Here is a 26348-nt window from a genome sequence, read left to right as displayed (position 1 = left end):
GGGAACCTCTAAAAATCCCCCAAAATCCGGCCTGACGGGGTAGAATCGTCATCAGGATGAAAATGATTCGACCGACGGGGTTTTGTCATGGGTCAGATGGGATTTTTTGATCTTTCCAGCCGATACGCGGGACTGGACAAATCTGGTGATCCGCTGGTGTTGCTCAACGACATGGTGCCGTTCGAGGATTACCGGGACGAGCTGAAGGCCATATGGCGCACGCCGCCCGAACAGCGCAAATCCAACGCTGGCCGCCCGCCTTGGGAAGAGGTGGTCCCACTTTTTTGACCAGTCAGCAGCCAGTTTAAGATGGATCAGGGTTTCATTTAGGCTGCCAAACTCATTGGTTTTGTTTTTCTGTCATAGGCTTCATCCGGGGTCAATATTCCGTGGGTGGAATGCGGGCGCTCGGTGTTGTAGTAAGCCAACCATTTCCCGATCCCGGCGCGGGTCTGCGAACCCGTTTCAAATGCGTTGAGGTAAATGCATTCGTATTTCAAGGATCGCCAAAGCCGCTCGATCATCCGGTTATCGACCCAGCGACCTTTGCCATCCATCGAGATTTTCACGTCGGCTTCTTTCAGCGCCTGCGTCCATTCAAACCCGGTGAACTGGCTGCCCTGGTCGCTGTTCATGATATCGGGCTTGCCGTATTTGGCCATAGCCTCTTTCAGGGCTTCAACGCAAAAATCTGCCTCCATGCTGTTTGACAATCTCCAGCTCAAAACCTTGCGGCTGTGCCAGTCCATGATCGCGACCAAATAGAGGAACCCGCGCTGCATCGGAATGTAGGTGATATCTACGCACCACACATGGTTTGGACGATCAATCGTCAGGTCTCGCAGCAGATACGGGTAGATCTTATGCTGCGGATGTTTCTTGCTCGTGTTGGGCGTCTGGTAGATCGGAACCAACCGCATCAGCCGCATCAAACGGCGGACCCTGTGGCGACCACACTTGTAACCTTGGCGCTGCATGTGCCGGGCCATTTGCCGTGATCCATACCACGGCGTCTGCAAGAATTGCTTGTCGATTATTGTCATGAACCGCAAATTTTCAGCACTTTCGCCTTTTGGCTGGTAATACAGGTTCGAGCGCGCCAGAGAAAGTAGCCCGCATTGTCGTCGCACACTCAGATCATGCTCACGGCTCACCATTTTTTGCCTCGCTTCCCGAGCAACTGTTGCGAGGCGTTGGCTAAAAAATCCCGTTCCACGACCAGCTGACCAATCTTGGAGTGCAGCTTCTCAATCTGGGCTTCATCAACCCGATCAGGATCACGGCCCCGTCTGGAAAATGCCGTGGCCATGTTTTCAATCGCTGCTCGTTTCCATGTGCCAATCTGGGTTGGATGCACACCATACTTCTTCGACAGCTCCGCCATCGTCATTTCCTCGCGGATTGCTTCAAGCGCAACGCGGGCTTTGAATTCGGGAGAATGGTTCTTTCGTTTCGTCATTTTGAATCGTCTTTCTCATAAGTCGATCCACCTTAACAACTGGTCCGAATTTCCGCGACCACCTCTGGATGAGGTGCTGATATTCAAGACGATGGTTTTGCAGCAGCTCTACAACCTCTCTGACGATCAGATCGAGTATCAGATCCGCGACCGCCTGTCGTTCATGCGGTTTCTCGGCCTTGGCATTGAAGACAGCGTACCTGACGCCAAGACCATCTGGGCCTACCGTGAAAGGCTGGCCGGGGCCGGGAAGATGAAGGAGCTGTTTGACAAGTTCGATGCCTTTCTGCGCGAAAAGGGCTATCTGGCGATGGGCGGGCAGATTGTTGATGCGAGCATCGTTCCGGCGCCGCGCCAGCACAACAAAAGGGACGAGAACGAGAAAATCAAGGCGGGCGAAACGCCTGAAGAGTGGGAGGAAAAACCCCACAAGAAGCGCCAGAAGGACGTGGATGCGCGCTGGACGAAGAAGCACGGCAAGAGCTATTACGGCTACAAGAACCACATCAATGTCGACCGGCGGCACAAATTCATCCGCGCTTATGATGTCACCGATGCCGCCGTGCATGACAGCCAGGCGCTTGCCGGTCTGATTGATGCGAGCAACACCTCATCGGACCTGTGGGCCGACAGCGCCTATCGCTCGCAAAAGATCGAAAGCGAGCTGGAAGAGCGGGGGCTTCACAGCCATATCCATCACAAGGGCAGGCGCGGCAAGCCGCTTGGCGAGCGCCAGCAAAAGGCCAACCGGAGGCGCTCGAAAGTGCGGGTCCGGGTCGAGCATGTATTCGCTTTTCAGGAGCGCTCCATGGGCGGCAAGCTGATCCGCTCCATCGGCCTGAAGCGGGCGCGATTTCGCATCGGGATGATGAACCTGGTCTACAACATGAAGCGCTTCGTCCAGTTCGAATGCGGCCTGGCGGCGCCGGGATAAGGGTTCATGGGGTGAGGTGTGCCTGAAATACCCAAAACCGGCTTGAAACCGGTGAAAATGGGTTTATGATCCGAAGCAATCAGGCGGGACAGGCGAAAAACCGTCCACCCCGCCGCGAAGAAGGCGAAAACGGGAATTTACAGAGGTTCCCTCTTGCCAATACCCTTAAAGAAGATTTGACAAAATAAATTCCTCTATTGGTTGGGTTTGCGCAGACAATCAAACCTGTGAATTGTCATTGTCCACAAAGCTGTGTCACATAGTCGGCAAAGAAGGGGACAACATGCGAAATTCCGAGTCGGTTACATTTGGCGGATCCGGTCTGGATCGGGCGGCAGAGTTGCGTGGGAATGATGCGAAACTTGCCGCACTCTGGGCGGACAAGGGCGCGCGGGTTCTGGTGCTTTGGCGGGGCAAGGTGCTGGTTGACGGGGCGGCAATGGTGCGCCTGCCAGTGGATCACGCGGGTTTTGCGGGTGCGTCGGCGGGGCAGTTGTTTCTGGGTATGGATCAGGGTGCGCCAGTGTTCGCGCGGGATATTTTCGGTTGGGAGCCTGACGGGCTGGATCAGGCCGAAATGGCGCAATTCATTGATCCCAGCCAACAGCAGCATCCAGCATTGCCCGCCGGTCAGGTGTTTGTCGAGTTGCGCAGCGTGATGGCGCAACTGTCCCCGCGCGACGCGGAATTGATTGCCAGCGCGAAATCGCTGTTTGACTGGCACCGCACGCACCGTTTTTGTTCAGCTTGCGGGGTGGAAAGCGAAATGACAATGGCGGGCTGGCAGCGCGATTGCCCGTCGTGCGAGCGCAAGCATTTCCCGCGCACCGATCCGGTGGTGATTATGCTGATCACCCACGGCAACAGCGTTCTGATGGGCCGCAGCCCGCATTGGCCCGAAGGGATGTATTCCCTGCTGGCCGGATTTGTCGAACCGGGTGAAACCATAGAAGGGGCTGTTCGGCGCGAAGTGTTCGAGGAAGCAGGGATCAAGGTGGGGACTGTTGACTATCTGGCCAGCCAGCCGTGGCCCTATCCGTCCAGCCTGATGTTTGGCTGCAAGGGGCAGGCGTTAAGCCGCGATATCACCATTGATCCGGTAGAAATCGAAGATGCCTTGTGGGTAACCCGCGAAGAGATGCTGGATGTCCATGCGGGCACCCACCCTGTGATAAAACCCGCACGCGTCGGGGCAATTGCACATTTCCTTGTGCAGCATTGGCTTGCGGACCGGCTGGATTAAGGGCAAACAGCGGCAAATGTGAAAAGTGCCGGATCGTAAAATGAAGTTCTCGACCAAAGAAGACATAGAAGCCCCGATTGATGTGGTTTTCCGCGAGGTGACGGATTTTGCTGTTTTTGAACGCGCGGCTTTGCGGCGCGGGGCACAGGTGCACAGGACCGACGAAAAATCCTATCCCGACACGTTGATAACATGGGAGATTTCTTTTCCATTCCGGGGGCGCAACCGCAATATGCGCGCAGAGCTGACCGAATGTGATCCACCTAATCGAGTCGAGGTAAGATCGACATCCGGTGGGTTGGGCGGCGAGGTTGTTATTGAACTCGTTGCCTTGTCGCGGGGGCGGACGCGGATGATTGTGGCATTGGATATAAAGCCCAAGAATCTGACTACGCGGGTGATGGTTCAATCAATGCGCCTTACAAAAAACAAGCTGAAAGCGCGCTACCGGATGCGCGTGGCGCGTTTCGCTGGTGATATTGAAGACCGCTACAAAGACGGAAAATCTGGCTAACGGCGTTGCGGATCGGCCGGATAGACACCCAGTAGCGTTATCACATCGGTGAAATAGTCCAGCTCTTCCATCGCCAATTGCACGCTTTTGTCATCGGGGTGGCCTTCGATTTCGGCATAGAACTGCGTGGCGGAGAATGAGCCGTCCACCATATAGCTTTCCAGCTTTGTCATATTTACCCCGTTGGTGGCAAAACCGCCCATCGCCTTGTACAGGGCTGCGGGAATATTGCGCACACGAAACACAAAGGACGTCATCATACCCGACCGCCCGCGCCGCTTCAGGTCCGGTTCGCGCGACATGAGCAGGAAGCGCGTGGTATTCTGGTCGTGATCTTCGATATGGCGGGCAAGGATGTCCAGCCCGTAAATATCCCCCGCCAGTTCGGATGCCAGCGCGGCCAGCTCGGGGTTGTTTTCCTCGGCCACATGTTGGGCGGATCCGGCTGTATCGGCGCCAGTGATGCGGTGAATGCCGTATTCGGCCAGAAATTCGCGGCACTGTCCCAACAGAACTGTATGGCTCATCGCCATTTTGACCTGTTCCAGTTTTGCGCCTTTTGGGGCCAGCAGATTGATATGCACCCGCACAAAGGCTTCGTCCACGATATGCAGGCCGGATGCCGGCAGCAGTTGGTGGATGTCCGCCACGCGCCCATAGGTCGAATTTTCGACCGGCAACATGGCTAGATCCGCTTCGTTTTTGCGCACGCTTTCAATTGCGTCCTCGAATGTGCGGCACGGCACGGGTTCCAGATCGGGCCGCGCTTCAATGCAGGCCTGATGCGAATAGGCCCCCAATTCACCCTGAAAGGCAATTTTTCCGGTCATTTTTATGCTCCCCCGCCACAAAAAATAAAAAAAGGCGTAATGCCGCGTTAACTACACCTTGCGATAAGGTAGGGGAAGCGGATAGATAACCCCCAAATGTTCAACGGGATGGATAGAGACATGTTCAACACAATGACACTCGTAAAAGTCGTCGGCGGCATCGGTGCCCCACTGTTGCTTTTCCTTTTTGGCAACTGGGCAGCAGATGCGCTTTTCGCAACCGGCGGCGGCCATGGCGATGAATACACCCAAGCCTATGCGGTCGAAGTAGAAGGCGCTGCAGCCCCCGCCGAGGAGGAAGCCGCGTCGGACGAACCCACCTTTGCCGATCTGCTGGCAGCAGCCGATGTTGCCAAAGGTGAAAAGACGTTTGGCAAATGCAAGGCCTGCCACAAACTGGAAAAGGGCGCAAATGCAACCGGCCCGTATCTGTTCGGTGTTGTCGGGCGTGACGTCGCAACAGCCGAAGGGTTCAGCTATTCCAGCGCCATGCAAGAGCATGGTGGCCAATGGACACCTGAACGGATGAGCGAATTTTTAACCAAGCCCAAAGATGCTGTTCCCGGCACCAAGATGGGCTTCTCCGGGCTGAAAAAAGCGACAGACCGCGCCAATGTTATTGCCTATCTGGCAACGATCGGCGGTTGATCCGCCCAACATGACCTTTATAACCCGCCCGATGCTTTCGGGCGGGTTTTTTTTGTGGTTGGCCAACTGGATTGGTCAATTTGGCGTCAGTGGCTTCATTCGGGCCTTGAATGTTTGGCCTGTGCATCATTAGCTAAGGGTCAGAAATACCAAACGGAACTGACCGGAGGGCACAATATGCCAGCACGCCAAAACGGGGCCATTGCAAAATCCAGAAGCGAACATAAGCCGCAGGCTTTGTGGATATTCTTTACGGCAATGGTGGCGTTGGCTTTGGCGGTGTTATGGGTCACCCCGGTGCGGGCCGAGCAAAAGATCATCAAATCCCACGGCATTTCCACCTTTGGCGAATTGAAATACCCCGCCGATTTCCCCTATTTCGACTATGTAAATCCCGACGCCCCCAAGGGCGGCGAGTTTTCGACATGGGGTTTTGGCACCTTTGACAGCCTGACGCCCTATATCCTGAAAGGGAACGCCGCGACGCTTTCGACTGCGTTTTTCGATACATTGATGACCGGCAATCTGGACGAACCGGATGCGATGTATGGTCTGGTGGCCGAAACCATCGAATACCCCGAGGACCGGTCATGGGCGATCTTCCACATGCGCCCCGAGGCAAAGTTTTCCGACGGAACACCGGTGCGGGCCGAAGATGTGGTGTTTTCATTCGAGGCGTTAAGGGACAAAGGCGCCCCCACTTACAAAGTCCTTTTCAAGGATTTTGAGAAGGTCGAGGCGCTGGATGATCTGACGGTGAAATTCACTTTTGCAGCCGATGCCATCAAACGAGAACTGCCGATGACGGCGGCGGGCATTCCGATCTTCTCCAAGGCTTACTATGCCACTCGCGACTTCGCGGAATCCACGCTGGAGCCACCGCTGGGGTCGGGGGCCTATGAATTACTCTCGGTCGATGCGGGGCGCTCGGTTGCCTATAAACGGCGCGACGATTACTGGGCCAAGGATTTGCCGGTGAATGTGGGGCAAAACAATTTCGATGTGATCAAGGTGGAATATTTCGCCGATTACACAGCGGCTTTCGAGGCGTTCAAAGGCGGTGCATATGGGTTCCGCGAGGAGTTTTTGTCCAAGCTTTGGGCCACGGGCTATGATTTTCCGGCGATTGAAAAGGGCTGGGTGATCAAGGAAGAACTGCCCGACGGCAACCCGGCAGGCACACAGGGGTTCTGGTTCAATCTGCGCCGCCCGCAATTGCAGGATCCGCTGGTGCGTCAGGCCATTTCTATGGCGTTCAATTTTGAATGGTCGAACAAAAGCCTGTTTTACGGTCTCTATGATCGCACCGACAGTTTCTGGGAAAACTCGGATATGCAGGCCGAGGGGATGCCTTCACCCGAGGAACTGGCTCTGCTGGAACCCCTGCGCGCCGATATCCCTGAAAGTGTTTTCACGGAACCGGCCTTTGTGCCGGCCGTGTCCAAGGCTGACAAGGTAAGTGATCGCAAACTGCTGCGACGTGCTGGCAAGCTGCTGGATCAGGCGGGCTGGACCGTGGGCAGTGACGGGCTGCGATACAATGCCGAGGGGCAAAAGCTGACCATTGAAATCCTGAATGACGGGCCATCGTTTGAACGGATCATCAACCCATTTGTTGAAAACCTGAAACGTCTGGGGGTGAACGCGGTTTATACCCGTGTGGATGCCGCACAGGCGCAGGATCGGCAAAAGAATTTCGATTTCGATGTGGTGACGCGGCGCTATTCCATGTCGGAAACACTGGGGATCGAATTGCGCGGGATGTTCGGCACCAGCACAGCGGACCTGAAGGGATCGAACAATATTTCGGGGGTAAAAAACCCTGCTGTGGATTCCCTGATCAAAACCATCGAAGGCGCCAAATCGCGCGAGGAGCTGACAACTGCGGTCAAAGCGCTGGATCGCGTTTTGCGGGCGATGCATATCTGGGTGCCGCAGTGGTACAAAGCCAAGCACAACATCGCCTATTACAACATGTTCGAGCGCCCCTACAAAGACACCCCGCCAAAAACCAGCTTGGGGGAATTGTCGATCTGGTGGTATAACCCCGAAAAAGCCGCGGCCCTAAAGGCCGCAGGGGCATTTCAATAACAAGAGCAGGCAACAGGTAAATGGGTGCATATCTACTTCGGCGACTGCTGCTGATCATTCCGACACTGATTGGGATCATGATCGTCAACTTTGCCTTGATCCAGTTTGTGCCGGGTGGCCCGATTGAACAAATCCTTGCCAATCTGGAAGGCGAGGGCGATGCGTTCCAGACCATCGCCGGTGGCGGTGATGCCGGTGGCGGCAGCGTTGGCGGGGATGAACGCTATCAGGGCGCACGGGGCCTGCCGCCCGAATTTATTGCCGATCTGGAAAAGCAGTTCGGCTTTGACAAACCGCCGCTGGAACGTTTCCTGAATATGATGTGGAACTACATGCGCTTTGATTTTGGCGAAAGCTATTTTAGAAGCGTAAGCGTGATTGATCTGGTGATCGAAAAGATGCCGGTTTCGATTACGCTGGGTCTGTGGTCTACCCTGATTGCCTATATGATCTCGATCCCGCTGGGGATACGCAAGGCGGTGCGTGACGGCAGCCGGTTCGATACATGGACATCGGGCGCGATTATCGTTGCCTATGCCATCCCCGGTTTCCTGTTCGCCATCCTGCTGCTGGTGCTGTTTGCGGGCGGATCATACTGGAAAATCTTCCCCCTGCGCGGGCTGACCTCGAATAATTTTGACGAATTGTCGATGATGGGCAAGGTGCTGGATTACCTCTGGCACATCACCCTGCCGGTGCTGGCCTCGACCATCGCGTCCTTTGCCACGCTGACGCTGCTGACCAAAAACTCGTTTCTGGATGAAATCAAAAAGCAATATGTCGTCACCGCCAAGGCCAAGGGCCTGACTGAACGCAGTGTGCTTTACGGTCATGTGTTTCGCAACGCCATGCTGATCGTGATTGCCAGCTTTCCGGCGCTGTTTGTCGGGGTGTTCTTTGGCGGGTCACTGATCATTGAAACACTGTTCTCGCTGGACGGTTTGGGGCGACTGGGGTACGAGGCCGTGGTGAATCGCGATTACCCCGTGATGTTAGGCACGCTTTACTCCTTCGGCCTGCTGGCACTGATTGTCGGTATCCTGTCGGATATGATGTATGTGTTCATCGACCCGCGTATTGATTTCGAGGGGAGGGGCGAATAATGGCACTATCGGCCATGAACCAGCGCCGCTGGCGCAATTTCCGCAAGAACAAACGCGCCTACTGGTCGCTGATTATTTTCAGCATTCTGTTCGGTCTGTCGCTGTTTGCCGAATTTATCGCCAATGACAAACCGATTTTGATCAACTATCGCGGCGAATACTACATGCCGGTGTTCAATTTCTACCCCGAAACCGAATTCGGCGGTGATTTCAAAACCGAAGCGGTTTACCGCGATATCGAGGTGAAATGCCTGATCACCACCGGCGGGATCGAGGATTGTTTTGACGAACCCGAGGCCCTGATCGAAGACGCACAGGATGGTGAAATCGCAGGCGAAAAGATCGAAAAGGGCTGGTTGTTATGGCCGCCTATCCCCTATTCCTTCAACACCATCGTCGACATCCCCGGCGTGGCCCCGTCGCCGCCGGACCGGCACAACCTGCTGGGCACGGATGACACCAAACGCGATGTGCTGGCGCGGGTAATCTACGGGTTCCGCCTGTCGGTGATCTTTACCTTGCTGGTGTCCAGCATTGGCTCGGTTATCGGGATCGTTGCGGGGGCGGTACAGGGCTATTTTGGCGGCTGGATCGACCTGACATTCCAGCGGTTGCTGGAAATCTGGTCCTCGACCCCGTCGATTTATGTCATCATCATCCTGTCCGCCATACTGGGGCGCAGTTTCTGGTTGCTGGTGTTTATCACCGTGCTGTTCGGTTGGCCCGCCTTGGTGGGCGTGGTGCGGGCCGAATTCCTGCGGGCGCGCAATTTCGAATATGTGCGCGCGGCCAAGGCACTGGGCGTTTCGAACCGTGTGATCATGTTCCGTCACATGCTGCCCAACGCGATGGTTGCCACGCTAACCTTCCTGCCGTTCATCGTCACCGGCTCGATCGCCACACTGGCCACGCTGGATTTTCTGGGCTTTGGCCTGCCGTCATCATTGCCATCACTGGGTGAACTGACCCTGCAGGCGAAACAGAACATTCAGGCGCCATGGCTGGGCTTCACCGCCTTTTTCGTATTCGCGATCCTGCTGTCGCTGCTGGTATTTATATTCGAAGGGGTGCGCGATGCGTTCGACCCCAGAAAGACCTTTGAATGAGCGATATCCTGAACATTCAAAACCTGTCTGTCACATTCCGGCAGGACGGCAAGGAAACCCGTGCGGTCAAGGGCGTGTCGCTGACTGTGGGGCGCGGGGAAACCGTGGCGATTGTGGGGGAAAGTGGGTCGGGCAAATCGGTGACGGCACTGTCCACCGTTTCGCTACTGCCCGACAGTGCGAATATCACCGGCAGCATCACCTATGACGGCGCGGAAATGGTTGGCGCGAATGATGCCGAGTTGCGCCGTGTGCGTGGCAACGACATCAGTTTTATCTTTCAGGAGCCGATGACATCCCTGAACCCGCTGCACACCATCGAAAAACAACTGGCCGAAAGCCTGTCACTGCATCAGGGCCTGCACGGCACACCTGCACAAGACCGTATTCTGGAACTGCTGCGCAAGGTGGGTATCCGTGATGCCGAAAGCCGTCTGGGGGCCTATCCGCACCAACTGTCCGGCGGGCAGCGCCAGCGGGTGATGATCGCTATGGCGCTGGCCAATAAACCGGAACTGCTGATCGCGGACGAACCCACCACGGCGCTGGATGTGACCATTCAGGCGCAGATACTGGAACTGCTGGCCGATCTGAAACGCGCCGAACAGATGAGCATGTTGTTCATCACCCATGACCTTGGCATCGTGCGCAAAATCGCGGATCGGGTCTATGTGATGAAGGATGGCGAAATTGTCGAACAAGGGGCGACGGCTGAAATTTTCGATAATCCGCAACATCCCTATACGCAAATGCTGCTTGAGGCCGAAGCGGTGGGTCAGCCCACGCCGGTGCCCGAAGGCGCCGAGGAAGTGGTGCGCACCAAAGGGCTGCGTATCTGGTTCCCGATCTATCGCGGCTTGCTGCGGCGGGTGTCGGGCTATGTGAAAGCGGTGAATGAGGCCTCGATTTCGGTGCGGCGCGGTGAAACGCTGGGAATTGTCGGGGAATCCGGTTCGGGCAAAACCACGCTGGCGCTGGCGATCATGCGGTTGATTGGCTCGGAAGGTCAAATTGTGTTCACGGGGCAGGATATTGCCGGATGGAAACCCGGCCAGATGCGCCCGCTGCGCCGTGATATGCAAATTGTGTTTCAGGATCCCTTCGGATCCCTTTCCCCGCGCATGTCGATTGAACAGATCATCGCCGAGGGGCTAAGCGTGCATGGTCTGGACCCGGGGCGGGACGAACGCGAAATGGTGGCCGAGATCATGCAAGAGGTGGGGCTGGACCCCGCCCTGATGGACCGCTACCCGCATGAATTTTCCGGTGGCCAACGCCAGCGCATCGCCATTGCGCGGGCGATGATCCTGCGGCCCAAACTGCTGGTGCTGGACGAGCCAACCTCGGCACTGGATATGACGGTGCAGGTGCAGATCGTCGATCTGCTGCGCGAGTTGCAGCGCAAACACGGGCTGGCCTATCTGTTCATTTCCCACGACCTGCGGGTGGTGCGGGCGATGGCGCACAAGGTGATGGTCATGAAACAGGGCGACGTGGTGGAAACGGGGGACGCGGCGGACGTGTTTGACGCGCCGCAGACGGAGTACACTAAGGCGCTGATGGCGGCGGCGTTTGATTTGAAGGTGAAGGGTGGGAGGTAAAACAATATAAAGTGTAACACCCTAATGGTTGAAATAGCCGATTCCGAACCATGTTGTTTGTGAACAATAAATGTACTTGGACATGGCCTATATCTGGCAACTAATAAGCGAACCAAGCGGAGACCCATTAGAAACATGTTTAGCTTTTGTGAGATGTTTGCAAAGGAATTCGAGAACCGCCCAAAGATCTTAGGTAAGTACTCATGCTACGATCCAGGAGGTTGGGGGCGTTGTGTATGCCCAGTTTTCGCAACGGATGGTATTGAGACAAAAGGTTGTGGAACAGGTTTTTTTGTTAGAGGAATTCCCTTTGGTATAACTGCCGAGCATTTGCTGGATATTGGGAGCATTGAGTTCCCCTCGATCAGCGCAGATGGAGAGAGGGAGCTAGACTTAAGTAGTCTGAAGTATGGTTTAAGTACGATTATTCCATCAAGAAGCGTTATTATGGGAACAGTTTACATACCAAAGGTGTATTCGCAACCGGTTCAACAGTTTGTTTTTGACGTTGCAGTGAAAGATGACCCTATTGCTGAGATGAAAGGAAAAATGAGGGTTGAGCGACTTTCAGACATACTTTTGCTCAAATTCCAATCCGATGCGCCTCTGCCGCCTGAAAACTGGTTACCAAGAGTTTCTATTAAATCTCCTGAAATTGGTGAATGGGTTTGTGCGGTGGGATTTCCAGACATCAAGCTAATCAGTGAAACAAATGCCAGAGGTTTTATGCAGAATGAAGGAATGGCGCTTTCATTCGCACAGATCACGGACATCAAACTAGACGGACGAGGGTATTATGAGCGATCACCAATCGCTTTCGTCGAAAGTGATTGGCCCAGCGGAATGAGTGGCGGTCCCGTATTTAATGCTTCAGGGCGTATTGTCGGTGTGGTCAGTCGGGAACTTTCTGGAAACGACAATAAACCATCTTGCGGCAGCTTTAGGGAACCTCTGTAAATTCCCGTTTTCGCCTTCTTCGCGGCGGGGTGGACGGTTTTTCGCCTGTCCCGCCTGATTGCTTCGGATCATAAACCCATTTTCACCGGTTTCAAGCCGGTTTTGGGTATTTCAGGCACACCTCACCCCATGAACCCTTATCCCGGCGCCGCCAGGCCGCATTCGAACTGGACGAAGCGCTTCATGTTGTAGACCAGGTTCATCATCCCGATGCGAAATCGCGCCCGCTTCAGGCCGATGGAGCGGATCAGCTTGCCGCCCATGGAGCGCTCCTGAAAAGCGAATACATGCTCGACCCGGACCCGCACTTTCGAGCGCCTCCGGTTGGCCTTTTGCTGGCGCTCGCCAAGCGGCTTGCCGCGCCTGCCCTTGTGATGGATATGGCTGTGAAGCCCCCGCTCTTCCAGCTCGCTTTCGATCTTTTGCGAGCGATAGGCGCTGTCGGCCCACAGGTCCGATGAGGTGTTGCTCGCATCAATCAGACCGGCAAGCGCCTGGCTGTCATGCACGGCGGCATCGGTGACATCATAAGCGCGGATGAATTTGTGCCGCCGGTCGACATTGATGTGGTTCTTGTAGCCGTAATAGCTCTTGCCGTGCTTCTTCGTCCAGCGCGCATCCACGTCCTTCTGGCGCTTCTTGTGGGGTTTTTCCTCCCACTCTTCAGGCGTTTCGCCCGCCTTGATTTTCTCGTTCTCGTCCCTTTTGTTGTGCTGGCGCGGCGCCGGAACGATGCTCGCATCAACAATCTGCCCGCCCATCGCCAGATAGCCCTTTTCGCGCAGAAAGGCATCGAACTTGTCAAACAGCTCCTTCATCTTCCCGGCCCCGGCCAGCCTTTCACGGTAGGCCCAGATGGTCTTGGCGTCAGGTACGCTGTCTTCAATGCCAAGGCCGAGAAACCGCATGAACGACAGGCGGTCGCGGATCTGATACTCGATCTGATCGTCAGAGAGGTTGTAGAGCTGCTGCAAAACCATCGTCTTGAATATCAGCACCTCATCCCAAGGCGGGCGGCCAGCGTTGGATTTGCGCTGTTCGGGCGGCGTGCGCCATATGGCCTTCAGCTCGTCCCGGTAATCCTCGAACGGCACCATGTCGTTGAGCAACACCAGCGGATCACCAGATTTGTCCAGTCCCGCGTATCGGCTGGAAAGATCAAAAAATCCCATCTGACCCATGACAAAACCCCGTCGGTCGAATCATTTTCATCCTGATGACGATTCTACCCCGTCAGGCCGGATTTTGGGGGATTTTTAGAGGTTCCCTTTACTTTATTATGGCCTGTAATCGACCGAATGAAAGATCAAAATACTTAGCCTCCCGCTAAACCGCCGAACTATGCCCCGCCTTGGACAGATCATAGGCATCAAAGCTGCGGGCGACCATGCGGGTCAGGGGGCGGGCTTCGGGGGGGAGGTAGAAGCCTTCTGCCGTGATTTGCGGCAGGCCTTCGAAATCGTCCGACGCCTTTTTGTACATCGCTTCCAACTGGGTACGGGTGATGTCGAACTTGTCCAGAATCTCGGCGCTGTTGATGCGAAAATCGCACATTAGCGCTTCGATCATGCGGGCGCGCAAAAGATCGTCTTCGGTAAAGACGTGGCCGCGCACCGTGGCGAATTTACCGTCCCGCACTGCGGTGGTATATTGCGAGGTGCCCGAGGCGTGCTGCGCAAAGCCTTGCGGAAATTTCGAGATTGAGGAGGCGCCAAGCCCGATCAGCACATCCGAGGTGTCGTCGGTATAGCCCTGAAAATTACGTTTCAGATGCCCTTCGCGCTGCTTCACCGCCAGCCCGTCGTCGGGCAGGGCGAAATGGTCGATGCCGATTTCCTTGTACCCGTCGGCCATGAACAGTTTGCGGGCCACATCGAACAGGCCAAGGCGTTCTTCGGGGGCGGGCAGGGCGTCGGTCGGGATCAACTGCTGGCGTTTGGCCATCCACGGCACATGGGCGTAACCGTATAGGGCCACGCGGCTGGGGTTCAGGGTCAGCAGTTTCAGCACGGATTCGGCAATGCGCGTATCGGTCTGGTGCGGCAGGCCATAGAGGATATCGGCGTTCAGGCTGTCGATGCCGTGGGCGCGGATCATGTCGGCGGCTTCTTTGGTCAGCTCGTAGCTTTGAATGCGGCCAATGACCTTTTGAATTTCCTCGTCAAAATCCTGCACCCCGATTGATGCGCGGTTCATACCGGCCTCGGCCAGTGCCTTGATGCGGGATTCATCTATTTCGTTGGGGTCGATTTCGACGGAAAATTCGCCGCCCTTTGCCATGGGAATCATGTCCAGAACCGTGCCTGCCAGTTCGGAAATCATGTCGGCGGTCATCAGGGTTGGCGTGCCGCCGCCCCAGTGCAACCGCGACAGGGTCAGGTCTGCGGGCAGGATTTTCTTTAGCAGGGCCAGTTCGGATTTCAGGGTTTCCAGATAGGCGCGCACGGGTTCCTCGGATTGGGTGCCCTGCGTGCGACAGGCGCAAAACCAGCATAAATGCCGACAAAACGGCACATGAAGGTAAAGCGAAATGGATGAGCCCTCCGGGATCGCGCGAACCCAGTTGGTGAAGTGGCTTTGGTTAACATCCGCACCGAAATGCGGCGCCGTCGGGTAGCTGGTATAGCGTGGCACCCGTGCGTCAAATAATCCAAGCCGTGCAAGTTGCGATTGTCCTGTCATTCAAGTAGAGTTACCCGTGAACGGGATGAATCTCTTTGATCGAGATCAAGACGAAGAAAAGCGCGAACGATTTATGAATCTAGCCGACCTATCTGACCGAGTATGCGGGGAATGTCCGATCCGCCACCGTGCCGTTTGTGCGCGATGTGATGAAGACGAGCAGAAGGTGCTGGATACGATGAAGTATTACCGCAGCTATGAAGCGGGGCAGACTGTGGTCTGGTCCGGCGACCGGATGGATTTTGTCGGCTCGGTTGTTTCGGGAATCGCGTCGTTGACCCAAACCATGGAGGACGGGCGCACGCAGATGGTGGGCCTGTTGTTGCCCAGCGATTTTGTCGGTCGCCCGGGGCGTGAATTCGCCCCCTATGATGTCGTCGCCACAACCGATCTGGTGATGTGTTGTTTTCGCAAGAAACCGTTTGAAGCGATGATGGCGGAAACCCCGCATATCGCGCAGCGGTTGCTGGAGATGACGCTGGACGAACTGGATGCGGCGCGGGAATGGATGCTTCTTCTGGGGCGCAAAACCGCGCGCGAGAAGATTGCCAGCCTGATTGCCATTATTGCGCGGCGCGATGCGACCTTGCAATTGAAGGGGGGCGATGGCCCGCTGGTGTTCGACCTGCCGCTGACCCGTGTGGCCATGTCGGATTATCTGGGACTGACACTGGAGACGGTCAGCCGCCAGATTTCTGCCCTGCGCAACGAAGGGATCATTCAACTGGAAGGCAAACGCCACGTCACAATTCCGGATTTCCAGCAGCTATTGAATGAATCCGGTGATGATGCCGATGGCGGGATGCTGAACTAGGGGGCAGCCCCTGGCATCTAACCTTTTTCGAAAAAGCCCGGATGATCCTGATGCACCCCGTAGGTGATCACGCGGGATTTGTACCGGTGGTTTATCCTGTCAATTACAGCGGATAGTTTTTCATTCCGGCTCTGACGGGCCGGTTCCAATGGCAGGAACAGTTCCCCGGGGCGTTGGGATAGCGGAATTATATCACCCAACTGAATGCTGAGCGATCCGATAATGCGCGGGTTTCGAAGTAACAGTTTGCGCCAGAGGGTTTTGTAAATATCCAGAAAAGCCCGCGTATCCTGTGAAGGGGTAAGGGTTTTTGATCCGGCCCAGCCGCCACGGGGCAGGAACCTTGCGTGAATACTAATGCGTCTGGCGCAGTATTCATTGCGCCGCATCCGCTCAACTGCTTTTTCCACCAGCCAGCGCCCCACCAGAACGGCCTGTTCCGGTGGCCGGTATTCAGGGGCCAGAACCTTTGAATTTCCAAACCCGTTTCTCTGTGTTTCCATGAGGGGGATGTTTTCACCCTGCAATCCGCGAACAAACCGTTCACCTTCGGCCGAGCGCCATATCTGGCGGGCATGTCGGGGATCCAGAGCGTATAGCGCCTGAACATCCCATATCATTGCATGATGCAGCCGCCGTTTGATGCCGCCGGATATCCCGGGCAGATCGTCAAGTTGCAGGTGCGCTATGCGGTCGGGCATGTTTTCCGGTGCCAGCCATTGCAGCCCGTCCGGCTTTTCCAGTTTTCCGGCGATCTTTGCCAGCAGATGGTTTGGCCCAAGACCGATGGAACATCGTAATTGGGAACCAACCCTGTCACGGATGGCGGCTTTCATTCGGTTGGCCAGTTCCATTGCCCCTGTCAGGGTGCCGGTGCTACCGCCAAGGGCGACCTGAAATTCGTCAATGGACCTGACCCGCTCCAGTTCCCCCAACTCATCCAGAACCGCCGCGATTTTCTGGTTCACCCGAACATAAAGGCGATGGCGGCTGGGGCGGAAAATAATGCCTGGGCATTTGCGGCGGGCTTCGTAAATGCGGGTGCCCACACCGATTCCAAAGGCTTTTGCCTCATAGCTTGCCGCGACCACGGCGCCCGATTCTGCGGATATGGCTGTGATCGCAACGGGGTGGCCCCGCAAAGAAGGATCCTCTTGCTGTTCGACGCTGGCAAAAAAGCTATTCATATCAATGTAAAGGGTGCGTAGCGGGGTCATGTCTGTCGAATCGTCCTTGCGAATGGCTGTTAAATGTTGCTACTTTGTTCTCATGGTCGAACGCAACAAACATCTTGCCAACGTCGCCTTTGGCGGCGCCTGGAGTGAAGAAATATCCGAGCGTGAAGCGCTGGGGGTTATCATGGAAGTGTTGTTCAACGCGGCCGCCCAATGCGGCGAGAAAGACGTGCGGGACCGCGCTTTGGCCGATGCACTGGACTATGTGTATCACAATGTCGAAAAGGGGCCGATGCTTGTTGCCGGTTTCCAAAAGGCGTTACTGGAACCCCTCCCGGATGTCCGGGAGGTTAGTGTAAAGGACTATGCCGACATGATTGCCGTCTGGGCCGGATATTGAAATCAATGCGCCATCAGCACCGGAATTTTCGTGTTTTCCAGCATGTTGCGGGTGGCACCGCCCAGAATTGCCTCGCGGAATCGCGAATGGCCATAAGCGCCCATGACGATCATATCGGCGTTCATATCGCGCGCATGGCGTAACAGGACATCCGAAACCCGCGGCATGGTTTTGGCCAGAACGGTGATTTCCGCTTTGACCCCGTGACGCACCAGCATTTGCGACAATGCCCCGCCGGGGTCTGAACGGTCCGGTCCGTGTTGGGGCGGGTCAATCACTGTGATGTTTACGGAATCGGCCGCAATCAGGGCGGGCAAAGCCGCACGAACGGCTGCCATTGCCTCGCTGCTTTCGTTCCAGGCAATAATAATGCGTTTTGCTTCTACATTTGCCTTGGTTTTTGGCGGCACCACCAGAGTGGGCACCTGGCCTTCAAACAGGGTCGACTCGACAATGGTTTCCTGTTCTTGGCCGCACCCTTTGCCATAGGGCCGGGGCAGCACCACAAGATCACTGAAACGGGCCCGATGCGCAACCAACCGGCCCAGTCCGGCCAGTTGGGCAACCGCTTTGTCTACCGCGAAGGGTATGCCCTCGTTGGCGAGGTGTTTGTTCGCATAGGTTTCGGCGGCGACGGCTTCTTCTTTTGCCTTTTCAATGACTTCCTGCTGGAAAACCGCGCTGGCCCCGGCATAGTAATAGCCAGTCTGGGTGCGATCCACACCGATGCAAAGCACATCCAGATGTGCCTCTTCTGCGCGGGCTATTGCGACAGCCCGATCAAGGGCGGGTTTTGCGATTGCCGGATCTGTGATAACAGTGAGTAGCGTTTTATAGGCCATTGGAGAGGTCTCCTTAAGGAATGTCTATATATACAAGAATAACCGAACGAGACGAAAAAGCCTTGATGTCGATCAAAAGAGACACATGCAAAAATTGATATAGATCAAGGTGGGTTGTGTCTGGGCGCGGCATACCGCATCTAGTCGCAAAGTAGCCGGGCGAAGTGTGAGTCGCGCCGGGAGAAAAAGACGAAGGGACGTGCAATGTGGGACTACATTAAACTGATTGTAGTTGGCGCAGTGGTGGTTTTAGCCGCCATCGCCGCCAATTACTCAAGAGATCTGGCCTATACGGTGCATGCGATCATTATCATGGTTGCTGCGCTTATTCTGTTCATATGGACAGTGCGTGGGCTTGGGGATGAAAAACCAAAGGCAGAAGGATACCTTGATGGCGTAGTCCGCGCGGGCGTGATTGCCACGGTTGGTTGGGGGATTACCGGGTTTCTGGCCGGTGACTGGATTGCCACAATGTTGGCCTTTCCGAACCTGAACTTTGAGTGGGCCCAAGGTTATCTGAACTTTGGCCGCTTGCGTCCCTTGCATACATCGGCTGTTATCTTTGCCTTTGGCGGGAATGGCCTGATTGCCACGTCTTTCTATGTTGTCCAGCGCACATCCGCTGCACGCCTCTGGGGCGGCAACCTCGCATGGTTTGTGTTCTGGGGGTACAACCTGTTCATCGTTCTGGCCGCAACGGGCTACATTCTGGGCGCAACACAGTCCAAAGAATATGCCGAGCCGGAATGGCTGACCGACTGGTGGCTGACTGTTGTATGGGTCGCCTATCTGGCCGTATTCATGGGCACACTTTACAAGCGTAAAGAAAAGCACATCTATGTGGCCAACTGGTTCTACCTGTCGTTCATCATCACCATCGCGATGCTACACATCGTTAACAACCTGTCGATCCCCGTGTCGCTGTTTGGCTCGAAATCGGTTCAGGTGTTCTCGGGTGTTCAGGATATGATGGTTCAGTGGTGGTATGGCCATAATGCTGTGGGCTTCTTCCTGACGGCCGGTTTCCTTGGCATGATGTACTATTTCGTGCCCAAGCAGGCCGAACGCCCTGTATTTTCGTATAAACTGTCGATCATCCACTTCTGGGCGCTGATCTTCCTTTATATCTGGGCTGGTCCGCACCACCTGCACTATACCGCGCTGCCTGACTGGGCCGGCACATTGGGTATGGTTATGTCGATCATCCTGTGGATGCCTTCATGGGGTGGTATGATCAACGGTCTGATGACGCTGTCTGGCGCGTGGGACAAACTGCGCACCGATCCGGTTATCCGCATGATGGTTGTGTCGATCGGTTTCTACGGCATGTCCACATTCGAGGGTCCGATGATGTCGATCCGCGCTGTGAACTCGCTGTCGCACTACACCGACTGGACCATTGGTCACGTTCACTCTGGCGCTCTGGGCTGGAATGGCATGATCACCTTTGGTGCGCTGTACTTCCTGGTGCCACGTCTGTGGAACCGCGAAGGCCTGTATTCGCTGAAGCTGGTAAGCTACCATTTCTGGCTGGCCACAATCGGGATCGTTCTGTACGCGTCCTCGATGTGGGTATCGGGTATCATGGAAGGTCTGATGTGGCGCGAAGTTGACCCCAACGGTTTCCTTGTGAATTCGTTCGCCGACACCGTAGAAGCCAAATGGCCAATGAACGTTGTGCGCGCAATTGGCGGGTTCTTGTACCTGACCGGTGGCATCATCATGGCGTATAATCTTTGGGCAACAGTTGCGAAGCGTCCGGTGAAAGCCGATGCCACCGCAGCCGTTCCAGCAGAATAAGGAGGGAACGGTAAAATGGCTTTCCTTGATAAACATAAAGTCGTCGAGAAAAATGCAACTATCTTGATGGTTCTTGCGCTGCTGGTTGTCACCATTGGTGGTGCCGTTGAAATTGCGCCACTGTTCTGGCTGGAAAATACGATCGAGGATGTAGAGGGTATGCGCCCCTACTCCCCGCTCGAGTTGACCGGCCGGGATATCTTTGTGCGCGAGGGCTGTTACGTATGTCACAGCCAGATGATCCGTCCGCTGCGTGACGAGGTCGAGCGTTATGGCCACTATTCACTGGCGGCTGAATCGCAATATGACCATCCGGCACAGTGGGGGTCCAAACGGACAGGTCCCGATCTGGCCCGTGTTGGCGGTCGTTATTCGGATGCCTGGCATGTTGACCACCTGACCAACCCGCAATCGGTTGTGCCGGTGTCGATCATGCCCAAGTACGGCTTCTTGTCGAACCGGATGATCGAGCCGACCTACATCGAAGATCTGCTGAAGACGCACCGCATGGTCGGTGTGCCTTACACGGACGAGATGATCGCAAACGCCAAGGCCGACTTTGTCGCACAGGCCGATCCGGACAGCGATTACGACGGGTTGCTGGCCCGCTATCCCAAAGCGCAAGTGCGCAACTTTGATGGCAAGCCGGGTATTTCGGAAATGGACGCGCTGATTGCGTATCTGCAAATGTTGGGCACGCTGGTTGATTTTTCAACCTTCACACCTGACGCAAGCCGCTAGGAGGGGATGATGGATACTTATTCCCTTATGCGGCATTTCGCAGATAGCTGGGGCATGCTGGGCATTTTCGCCGTGTTTATCTTTGTGGTTTTCTGGGCATTTCGCCCAGGCAGCCGCAAGGTGCACGACGATATCGCCAACATCCCTTTCCGCAATGAAGACAAACCTGCTGGGTCCAAGGAGGCGCGGTCATGAGTAAAAAGAAAACAGAACAGAACGAAGGTGGTGTCGAAACAACCGGCCATTCATGGGACGGGATTGAAGAATACAACAATCCTCTGCCGCGCTGGTGGTTGTGGACACTATATGCCACCATCATTTGGGCCATTGGCTATACCATCGCCTATCCGGCTTGGCCGATTTCCAAAGAGGGTGCAACACCCGGTCTGATGAAATGGTCCACCCGTGCGGATGTGGCGGCTGAAATCAAAGCAGTTGACGAAGCCAATGCAGCGATTGAAAGCAAACTGGCCTCGGTTGAATTGACGGAAATTGCCGCCGATCCCGAACTAAAGGGCTATGCCATCAACGCTGGCCACGCCGTGTTCCAGACATGGTGTGCACAGTGTCATGGTTCCGGTGCGCAAGGGAACAAAGGGTTCCCCAGTTTGCTGGATGATGACTGGCTGTGGGGCGGCACCATCGAAGACATCCACTATACCGTGACACATGGTGTGCGGAACGAGGATGACGACGATGCGCGTTTCTCGGAAATGCCTAAATTCGGCGCAGATGAACTGCTGAGCAAGGAAGAAATTGAACAGGTTGTAAACCACGTTCTGACGATTTCGGGCCAGGCAGATCAGGCAGACCCCGAATTGGCGAAGGCCGGAGCCGTTATTTTTGAAGATAATTGCTCATCTTGTCACGGAGAAGACGGAAAAGGTGATCGAGATCAAGGCGCGCCTAATCTGACTGATGCTATCTGGCTGTATGGCGGCGATAAAGATACGATTCGCGAGACCGTGACTTTCGCCCGCTTCGGCGTAATGCCCACATGGGCGGCTCGTTTGTCCGAGTCTGATATTCGCGCCGTTGCCACTTACGTCCACCAGCTTGGTGGTGGTGAGTAAAAGATAAAGCTTCCGAGGGTCTCCAGCCCTCGGTAAAAGGCACCGACGCCCGTCCTGTTCGCGCGTTTCCTTGGGGGTCGGTGCCACCTTAACCCCATTAGACGGATTCTAACAAGGGCTTTGTCGCCTTATGCCGCAGGGCATGTTACGCTTCGTCGCATGGGCATTGGCGAATATACTATTATTTCCACTGCTAGAGCTATCTTTGCGAGTCGAGATAGAGACCTGCTATATGCAGCGAAAGCAATCGACGGTTGGAGTTGATCCCTTGAGCAATACTGAAAACAAAGCCCCGCAACTATACGCTGCCCGCGAACCGGTATTCCCGCGCAAGGTAAAAGGCAAGTTCCGCACCCTGAAGTGGTGGCTGCTGGGCATTGCGATGGTTGTCTATTACCTGACGCCGTGGATTCGCTGGGATCGCGGCCCGAACTTGCCCGATCAGGCGGTGCTAATCGACCTTGCCGGGCGGCGTTTCTACTTTTTCATGATCGAAATCTGGCCGCATGAATTCTATTTCATTGCGGGCCTGCTGATCATGGCGGGGTTGGGATTGTTCCTGTTTACAGCGGCAGCCGGGCGTGTCTGGTGCGGCTATACTTGCCCGCAAACCATCTGGACCGATCTGTTCATCCTGACGGAACGCTGGATCGAAGGGGATAGAAATGCCCGCGTCCGCCTTTGGAAATCCAAATGGGATGCCAAAAAATGGCGTTTGCGGCTGACCAAATGGTTTGACTGGCTTTTGATTGGTGTTGCGACGGGTGGGGCCTGGGTGTTCTATTTTGCTGATGCACCGACGCTGTTGAAGAACCTTGTGACGGGGCATGCTCATCCTATCGCCTATATCACCATCGCTGTCATGACTCTGACAACGGTCGGATTTGGCGGTTTCGCCCGTGAACAGATATGTATTTACATGTGCCCCTGGCCACGCATTCAGGCTGCAATGATGGATGAGGACACCCTGACCGTCGGCTATCGCAGCTGGCGGGGAGAACCGCGTGGCAAGCGGCGCAAAGGGGGCGATGCCGAGGGCTTGGGGGATTGTATCGATTGCAATGCCTGCGTGAATGTCTGCCCGATGGGGATCGACATTCGCGACGGACAGCAACTGGAATGTATCACCTGTGCTCTGTGCATTGATGCCTGTGATGACGTGATGGAAAAAATCGGCAAACCGCGCGGATTGATCGACTATCTGGCCCTGTCCGATGAAGAAGCAGAAAAACATGGCGCGCCCCCCAAGCCAATCTGGCGGCATATTTTCCGTCCTCGGACCATTGTGTATATCACGCTGTGGTCGCTGGTTGGTCTTGGCCTGCTGGTGGCGCTGGTCATTCGACCGGACATTGACATGACCGTTGCACCTGTGCGGAACCCGATTTATGTTACACTGTCGGACGGAACGATCCGTAACACCTATGATGTGCGGCTGCGTAACAAGCACGGCGACGATCGCAAGTTCGACATTTCGGTGAGTGGTGATCCCAGTCTCGCTATTTCGCTGGAAGGGCGTGAGGGCAATAGTGTTGTCGTACCTGCAAACGAAACCTTGTTGCAGCGTGTCTATGTAACGGCACCGGCTGGCAGCGCGCCTGCCAAATCGGATCGCACGGAAATTACCTTGTCTGTCGAGGATAAGGTTGGCGAGGAACAGGTGCATACCAGCACCGTCTTTAACGGGAAGGCACAATAAATGGCACCGTTTACCGGACGCAAGGTTCTGGCTATGTTTGTTGGGGCCTTTGGTGTGATCATCGGGGTGAACCTTTTCATGGCTTACTCGGCCCTAAGCACCTTCCCCGGCTTGGATGTGAAAAACAGCTATGTGGCCAGCCAGAATTTTGACACTGAACGCGCCGCGCAACAGGCGTTGGGGTGGACTGTTTCGGTGACCTATGAGCCGGGCGAACTGGTGGTCGAGGTGGTCGATAAATCCGGCCGACCGGCGGATGTCGCGCTGCTGAATGCCATCGTTGGCCGCCCGACCCATGTGCGGGATGACCAGACGCCGCAATTCCAGCAACGCGGCGGTAAATTCCGCGCACCGCTGACATTAGGTAAAGGCAAATGGAACCTGCGCCTGAAGGCCACCGCGCTTGACGGCACCAAATTCCACCAGCGTCTGGATTTCGAGGTGAAAGGCTAAGCCATGTGCGCGCAAATCGCTGCTTGTCCTGCCTGCTCGGTCGCCCCTTCGGCAGAAGAGCTTGCCAAGATGAACGAGGTGGTCGAGGCGCGGATCATGTTGTCCTTGCCCACGATACATTGCGCGGCCTGTATCACGGCGGTTGAACGCGAATTGGAACGCGCCAATGGCGTGCATTCGGCGCGGGTAAACCTGACCCTGAAACGGGTCAGCATCGAGGCCGATCCGGACGTCACTGCCGATGATATGGTCGACCTGCTGACGGGCATCGGATACGAGGCGCACGAACTGGATGCAGGCACATTGCGCGCCACCCAAACCGACAAACGCGGGCGCGAATTGCTGATGCGGCTGGCTGTGGCTGGCTTTGCAATGATGAACGTGATGCTGCTGTCGATCTCGGTCTGGGCGGGGGCCGAGGCCGCAACCCGCGATCTGTTCCACTGGATTTCCGCCATCATCGCCCTACCGGCAATCGCCTTTTCCGCGCAGCCGTTTTTCCGCAGCGCCTGGTCGGTTTTGCAGGTGCGTCGCCTGAACATGGATGTGCCGATTTCACTGGCGATCCTGCTGGCAAGCGCCCTGTCCTTGTATGAAATCACCCAGCATGGCGAAAACGCCTATTTCGATGCCGCGCTGTCGCTGACGTTTTTCCTGTTGGCTGGCCACTATCTGGACCACCGCACCCGCGCTATCGCCCGTTCGGCGGCCGAAGAACTGGCCGCATTGGAAGTGCCGCGCGCGGAACGCATTGATGGCGATGAACTGGTCGCAGTGCCGATAGCGGAACTGGTGGTGGGCGATCTGGTGCGGGTAAAACCGGGCGGACGGATGCCGGTGGATGGGGTGGTGACGGATGGCCAAAGCGAATTGGACCGCTCCTTGCTGACAGGCGAAACCGTACCGGTTTATGCCGGTCCCCAAAGCGTGGTCAGCGCAGGTGAAGTTAACCTGACCGGCCCCCTGACCGTGCGCGTCACAGCGGCGGGCGAGGATACATCGCTACACCGCATGGCCGATCTGGTGGCGATGGCTGAAAGCTCGAAAAACCGCTACACCTCGCTTGCGGACAAAGCGGCAGGCATCTATGCACCGGGGGTGCATCTGTTGTCATTTCTGGCCTTTGTCGGCTGGATGGTAGCCACGGGTGGCGACGTGCGCCTGTCATTGAACATCGCCGTTGCGGTGCTGATTATCACCTGCCCCTGTGCCCTTGGGCTTGCGGTTCCAGCGGTGACAACTGCGGCTTCGGGGCGGCTGTTCCGGCAGGGAATGTTGATCAAGGATGCCACTGCACTGGAGCGGTTGGCAGAAGTTGATACTGTGGTTTTCGACAAAACCGGCACTCTGACCGAAGGCGCGCCGGAATTGATTAATCTGGATGAATTCAAGTCCCGTGACCTGCATGTGGCGCTGGCGCTGGCGCAGGCATCCGCGCACCCGCTGGCGGTGTCCCTTGCCGCGGCGGTCAGCGGGGTAGGGGTTGAACCTGCTGAATTAACTAACCTGCACGAGGTTCCGGGCTATGGGGTCGAGGCCACATGGAATGGCAAAACCGTGCGTCTGGGACGTGCGGCGTGGGTCGGGGCTACGGCGGGGGCACAGACGGCGACATATTTGCAGATCGGCACGGCAGAGCCGCTGGAATTCACCTTTGCCGATCATTTGCGTGAAGGTGCAGGTAAAGCTGTGGCGGCGTTGAAAGAGCAGGGCATGAAGCTGTTGCTGATCTCGGGCGACGCGCCGGTCGCGGTTGAAAAACTGGCCGAAAGATTGGGGTTTGATGAATGGGTTGCCGAAGCCCTGCCCGAAGATAAAGCCAAAAGGATCAATGCCTTGTCCCAAGATGGCGCGCGGGTTTTGATGGTGGGTGACGGGCTGAACGACACAGCGGCGCTGGCGGCGGCGCATGTGTCGATCTCGCCGGCGTCTGCGCTGGATGCGGCGCGGGTGGCCTCCGATATTGTGCTATTGGGCAGCGATATGTCCCCATTGGCCGAGGCCACGGTGATTGCCCGCAAGGCAACCCGCCGGATCAAGGAAAACTTTGCCATCGCGGCGGGCTATAACGCGATTGCGGTGCCGATTGCGCTGTTCGGTTTTGCCACCCCGTTGATGGCGGCCTTGGCGATGTCGGCGTCATCGATTACAGTATCGCTAAACGCACTGCGGTTGCGGTAGGA

Annotated in this window: 25 protein-coding genes and 1 pseudogene; 20 read left to right on the top strand and 6 right to left on the bottom strand. The window is 55.9% G+C overall.

Annotation, left to right across the window (positions count from 1 at the left end; all coding sequences use genetic code 11):
* Positions 1 to 87: 87 nt before the first annotated feature.
* Entirely contained in the window at positions 88 to 288 is a 201-nt protein-coding gene (locus ACQY4M_RS17465; RefSeq protein ID WP_428546792.1) for a hypothetical protein, read from the top strand.
* 38 nt (positions 289 to 326) lie between these two features.
* On the opposite strand, the gene ACQY4M_RS17460 is transcribed toward ACQY4M_RS17465, so the two are convergent.
* Positions 327 to 1459, bottom strand: a protein-coding gene (locus ACQY4M_RS17460) for an IS3 family transposase (protein WP_428539245.1) whose coding sequence is annotated in 2 segments (ribosomal slippage) — positions 327 to 1207 and positions 1207 to 1459 — 1134 coding nt in all. Because the reading frame shifts where the segments join, the coding sequence is not laid out codon by codon here.
* A 55-nt stretch (positions 1460 to 1514) separates the two neighbouring features.
* Between ACQY4M_RS17460 and ACQY4M_RS17455 the strand changes: the two are divergent.
* The 4 genes and pseudogenes from ACQY4M_RS17455 to ACQY4M_RS17440 all read left to right on the top strand — a co-directional run.
* Positions 1515 to 2393 (top strand): annotated as a pseudogene (locus tag ACQY4M_RS17455) (IS5 family transposase); the annotation flags it as partial.
* A gap of 65 nt (positions 2394 to 2458) precedes the next feature.
* The gene (locus ACQY4M_RS17450; RefSeq protein WP_428546790.1) at positions 2459 to 2581 is read left to right on the top strand and encodes a hypothetical protein; all 123 of its coding nucleotides are present in this window, start codon (positions 2459 to 2461) and stop codon (positions 2579 to 2581) included.
* Between the two features lie 95 nt (positions 2582 to 2676).
* Complete coding sequence (nudC, locus tag ACQY4M_RS17445) at positions 2677 to 3636, top strand: NAD(+) diphosphatase (RefSeq protein WP_428546787.1); 960 nt, start codon at positions 2677 to 2679, stop codon at positions 3634 to 3636.
* A 40-nt stretch (positions 3637 to 3676) separates the two neighbouring features.
* Positions 3677 to 4150 (top strand): SRPBCC family protein, encoded by a 474-nt coding sequence (locus tag ACQY4M_RS17440; protein WP_428546784.1) that lies wholly within the window; start codon positions 3677 to 3679, stop codon positions 4148 to 4150.
* Here the strand turns inward: ACQY4M_RS17440 and ACQY4M_RS17435 are convergent.
* Positions 4147 to 4980 (bottom strand): prephenate dehydratase, encoded by an 834-nt coding sequence (locus tag ACQY4M_RS17435; protein ID WP_428546781.1) that lies wholly within the window; start codon positions 4978 to 4980, stop codon positions 4147 to 4149. The genes ACQY4M_RS17440 and ACQY4M_RS17435 overlap by 4 nt on opposite strands.
* Before the next feature lie 96 nt (positions 4981 to 5076).
* Here ACQY4M_RS17435 and ACQY4M_RS17430 point away from each other — a divergent pair, with 96 nt between their 5' ends.
* From ACQY4M_RS17430 to ACQY4M_RS17405, 6 genes are all read left to right on the top strand, one after another.
* Positions 5077 to 5628, top strand: a complete 552-nt coding sequence (locus tag ACQY4M_RS17430) for a c-type cytochrome (RefSeq protein ID WP_428546778.1) — start codon at positions 5077 to 5079, stop codon at positions 5626 to 5628.
* A 177-nt stretch (positions 5629 to 5805) separates the two neighbouring features.
* The gene (locus ACQY4M_RS17425; protein ID WP_428546775.1) at positions 5806 to 7719 is read left to right on the top strand and encodes an extracellular solute-binding protein; all 1914 of its coding nucleotides are present in this window, start codon (positions 5806 to 5808) and stop codon (positions 7717 to 7719) included.
* A 20-nt stretch (positions 7720 to 7739) separates the two neighbouring features.
* Entirely contained in the window at positions 7740 to 8822 is a 1083-nt protein-coding gene (locus tag ACQY4M_RS17420) for a microcin C ABC transporter permease YejB (protein WP_428546772.1), read from the top strand.
* Positions 8822 to 9928: an ABC transporter permease gene (locus ACQY4M_RS17415; protein WP_428546769.1), complete on the top strand. Its 1107-nt coding sequence runs from the start codon at positions 8822 to 8824 to the stop codon at positions 9926 to 9928. Before ACQY4M_RS17420 ends, ACQY4M_RS17415 begins: the two co-directional genes overlap by 1 nt.
* Entirely contained in the window at positions 9925 to 11529 is a 1605-nt protein-coding gene (locus ACQY4M_RS17410; RefSeq protein WP_428546766.1) for an ABC transporter ATP-binding protein, read from the top strand. Before ACQY4M_RS17415 ends, ACQY4M_RS17410 begins: the two co-directional genes overlap by 4 nt.
* A 135-nt stretch (positions 11530 to 11664) precedes the next feature.
* Entirely contained in the window at positions 11665 to 12486 is an 822-nt protein-coding gene (locus tag ACQY4M_RS17405; RefSeq protein WP_428546763.1) for a S1 family peptidase, read from the top strand.
* Between the two features lie 137 nt (positions 12487 to 12623).
* Here the strand turns inward: ACQY4M_RS17405 and ACQY4M_RS17400 are convergent, their stop codons facing one another.
* Positions 12624 to 13667, bottom strand: coding sequence for an IS5 family transposase (locus ACQY4M_RS17400; RefSeq protein ID WP_428539227.1), 1044 nt, complete (start codon positions 13665 to 13667; stop codon positions 12624 to 12626).
* Positions 13668 to 13812: 145 nt separating this feature from the next.
* Complete coding sequence (gene hemN / locus ACQY4M_RS17395; RefSeq protein ID WP_428546760.1) at positions 13813 to 15168, bottom strand: oxygen-independent coproporphyrinogen III oxidase; 1356 nt, start codon at positions 15166 to 15168, stop codon at positions 13813 to 13815.
* Between the two features lie 73 nt (positions 15169 to 15241).
* Between hemN and fnrL the strand changes: the two genes are divergently transcribed.
* Entirely contained in the window at positions 15242 to 15982 is a 741-nt protein-coding gene (gene fnrL / locus ACQY4M_RS17390; RefSeq protein WP_428546757.1) for a transcriptional regulator FnrL, read from the top strand.
* A 17-nt stretch (positions 15983 to 15999) separates the two neighbouring features.
* Here the strand turns inward: fnrL and ACQY4M_RS17385 are convergent, their stop codons facing one another.
* Positions 16000 to 17199: a DNA polymerase Y family protein gene (locus ACQY4M_RS17385; protein WP_428546754.1), complete on the bottom strand. Its 1200-nt coding sequence runs from the start codon at positions 17197 to 17199 to the stop codon at positions 16000 to 16002.
* Here ACQY4M_RS17385 and ACQY4M_RS17380 point away from each other — a divergent pair.
* Complete coding sequence (locus ACQY4M_RS17380; RefSeq protein ID WP_428546751.1) at positions 17198 to 17557, top strand: hypothetical protein; 360 nt, start codon at positions 17198 to 17200, stop codon at positions 17555 to 17557. The genes ACQY4M_RS17385 and ACQY4M_RS17380 overlap by 2 nt on opposite strands.
* 2 nt (positions 17558 to 17559) lie before the next feature.
* Here ACQY4M_RS17380 and ACQY4M_RS17375 read toward each other — a convergent pair whose 3' ends face one another.
* A complete protein-coding gene (locus tag ACQY4M_RS17375; RefSeq protein ID WP_428546748.1) occupies positions 17560 to 18399 on the bottom strand; it encodes a universal stress protein in 840 nt (279 codons plus the stop codon).
* Between the two features lie 204 nt (positions 18400 to 18603).
* Here ACQY4M_RS17375 and ccoN point away from each other — a divergent pair, with 204 nt between their 5' ends.
* From ccoN to ACQY4M_RS17340, 7 genes are all read left to right on the top strand, one after another.
* The gene (ccoN, locus tag ACQY4M_RS17370) at positions 18604 to 20199 is read left to right on the top strand and encodes a cytochrome-c oxidase, cbb3-type subunit I (protein ID WP_428546745.1); all 1596 of its coding nucleotides are present in this window, start codon (positions 18604 to 18606) and stop codon (positions 20197 to 20199) included.
* Positions 20200 to 20214: 15 nt separating this feature from the next.
* Entirely contained in the window at positions 20215 to 20940 is a 726-nt protein-coding gene (gene ccoO / locus ACQY4M_RS17365; RefSeq protein ID WP_428546742.1) for a cytochrome-c oxidase, cbb3-type subunit II, read from the top strand.
* A gap of 9 nt (positions 20941 to 20949) precedes the next feature.
* A complete protein-coding gene (locus ACQY4M_RS17360) occupies positions 20950 to 21135 on the top strand; it encodes a cbb3-type cytochrome c oxidase subunit 3 (RefSeq protein WP_428546739.1) in 186 nt (61 codons plus the stop codon).
* Positions 21132 to 22013 (top strand): cytochrome-c oxidase, cbb3-type subunit III, encoded by an 882-nt coding sequence (gene ccoP / locus ACQY4M_RS17355; protein ID WP_428546736.1) that lies wholly within the window; start codon positions 21132 to 21134, stop codon positions 22011 to 22013. Before ACQY4M_RS17360 ends, ccoP begins: the two co-directional genes overlap by 4 nt.
* Positions 22014 to 22245: 232 nt before the next feature.
* Positions 22246 to 23712: a cytochrome c oxidase accessory protein CcoG gene (gene ccoG, locus ACQY4M_RS17350; protein WP_428548243.1), complete on the top strand. Its 1467-nt coding sequence runs from the start codon at positions 22246 to 22248 to the stop codon at positions 23710 to 23712.
* Entirely contained in the window at positions 23713 to 24165 is a 453-nt protein-coding gene (locus ACQY4M_RS17345) for a FixH family protein (protein ID WP_428546733.1), read from the top strand. It begins immediately after the preceding gene.
* Between the two features lie 3 nt (positions 24166 to 24168).
* Positions 24169 to 26346: a heavy metal translocating P-type ATPase gene (locus tag ACQY4M_RS17340; RefSeq protein WP_428546729.1), complete on the top strand. Its 2178-nt coding sequence runs from the start codon at positions 24169 to 24171 to the stop codon at positions 26344 to 26346.
* The last annotated feature ends 2 nt before the right edge of the window (positions 26347 to 26348 follow it).

It is taken from the genome of Profundibacter sp., from assembly GCF_965277155.1.
In the GTDB taxonomy this organism is placed as follows: domain Bacteria; phylum Pseudomonadota; class Alphaproteobacteria; order Rhodobacterales; family Rhodobacteraceae; genus Profundibacter.
The sequence above is the reverse complement of the archived record's forward strand: the minus strand, read 5'-3'. Positions and strand labels throughout refer to the sequence as shown.

Bases quoted from the DNA above. Each gene is read 5' to 3' on its own strand.
- ACQY4M_RS17465 (WP_428546792.1), top strand. From the start codon at position 88: ATGGGTCAGATGGGATTTTTTGATCTTTCCAGCCGATACGCGGGACTG.
- ACQY4M_RS17450 (WP_428546790.1), top strand. From the start codon at position 2,459: ATGATCCGAAGCAATCAGGCGGGACAGGCGAAAAACCGTCCACCCCGC.
- nudC (WP_428546787.1), top strand. From the start codon at position 2,677: ATGCGAAATTCCGAGTCGGTTACATTTGGCGGATCCGGTCTGGATCGG.
- ACQY4M_RS17440 (WP_428546784.1), top strand. From the start codon at position 3,677: ATGAAGTTCTCGACCAAAGAAGACATAGAAGCCCCGATTGATGTGGTT.
- ACQY4M_RS17435 (WP_428546781.1), bottom strand. From the start codon at position 4,980: ATGACCGGAAAAATTGCCTTTCAGGGTGAATTGGGGGCCTATTCGCAT.
- ACQY4M_RS17430 (WP_428546778.1), top strand. From the start codon at position 5,077: ATGTTCAACGGGATGGATAGAGACATGTTCAACACAATGACACTCGTA.
- ACQY4M_RS17425 (WP_428546775.1), top strand. From the start codon at position 5,806: ATGCCAGCACGCCAAAACGGGGCCATTGCAAAATCCAGAAGCGAACAT.
- ACQY4M_RS17420 (WP_428546772.1), top strand. From the start codon at position 7,740: ATGGGTGCATATCTACTTCGGCGACTGCTGCTGATCATTCCGACACTG.
- ACQY4M_RS17415 (WP_428546769.1), top strand. From the start codon at position 8,822: ATGGCACTATCGGCCATGAACCAGCGCCGCTGGCGCAATTTCCGCAAG.
- ACQY4M_RS17410 (WP_428546766.1), top strand. From the start codon at position 9,925: ATGAGCGATATCCTGAACATTCAAAACCTGTCTGTCACATTCCGGCAG.
- ACQY4M_RS17405 (WP_428546763.1), top strand. From the start codon at position 11,665: ATGTTTAGCTTTTGTGAGATGTTTGCAAAGGAATTCGAGAACCGCCCA.
- ACQY4M_RS17400 (WP_428539227.1), bottom strand. From the start codon at position 13,667: ATGGGTCAGATGGGATTTTTTGATCTTTCCAGCCGATACGCGGGACTG.
- hemN (WP_428546760.1), bottom strand. From the start codon at position 15,168: ATGACAGGACAATCGCAACTTGCACGGCTTGGATTATTTGACGCACGG.
- fnrL (WP_428546757.1), top strand. From the start codon at position 15,242: ATGAATCTAGCCGACCTATCTGACCGAGTATGCGGGGAATGTCCGATC.
- ACQY4M_RS17380 (WP_428546751.1), top strand. From the start codon at position 17,198: ATGTCTGTCGAATCGTCCTTGCGAATGGCTGTTAAATGTTGCTACTTT.
- ACQY4M_RS17385 (WP_428546754.1), bottom strand. From the start codon at position 17,199: ATGACCCCGCTACGCACCCTTTACATTGATATGAATAGCTTTTTTGCC.
- ACQY4M_RS17375 (WP_428546748.1), bottom strand. From the start codon at position 18,399: ATGGCCTATAAAACGCTACTCACTGTTATCACAGATCCGGCAATCGCA.
- ccoN (WP_428546745.1), top strand. From the start codon at position 18,604: ATGTGGGACTACATTAAACTGATTGTAGTTGGCGCAGTGGTGGTTTTA.
- ccoO (WP_428546742.1), top strand. From the start codon at position 20,215: ATGGCTTTCCTTGATAAACATAAAGTCGTCGAGAAAAATGCAACTATC.
- ACQY4M_RS17360 (WP_428546739.1), top strand. From the start codon at position 20,950: ATGGATACTTATTCCCTTATGCGGCATTTCGCAGATAGCTGGGGCATG.
- ccoP (WP_428546736.1), top strand. From the start codon at position 21,132: ATGAGTAAAAAGAAAACAGAACAGAACGAAGGTGGTGTCGAAACAACC.
- ccoG (WP_428548243.1), top strand. From the start codon at position 22,246: ATGCAGCGAAAGCAATCGACGGTTGGAGTTGATCCCTTGAGCAATACT.
- ACQY4M_RS17345 (WP_428546733.1), top strand. From the start codon at position 23,713: ATGGCACCGTTTACCGGACGCAAGGTTCTGGCTATGTTTGTTGGGGCC.
- ACQY4M_RS17340 (WP_428546729.1), top strand. From the start codon at position 24,169: ATGTGCGCGCAAATCGCTGCTTGTCCTGCCTGCTCGGTCGCCCCTTCG.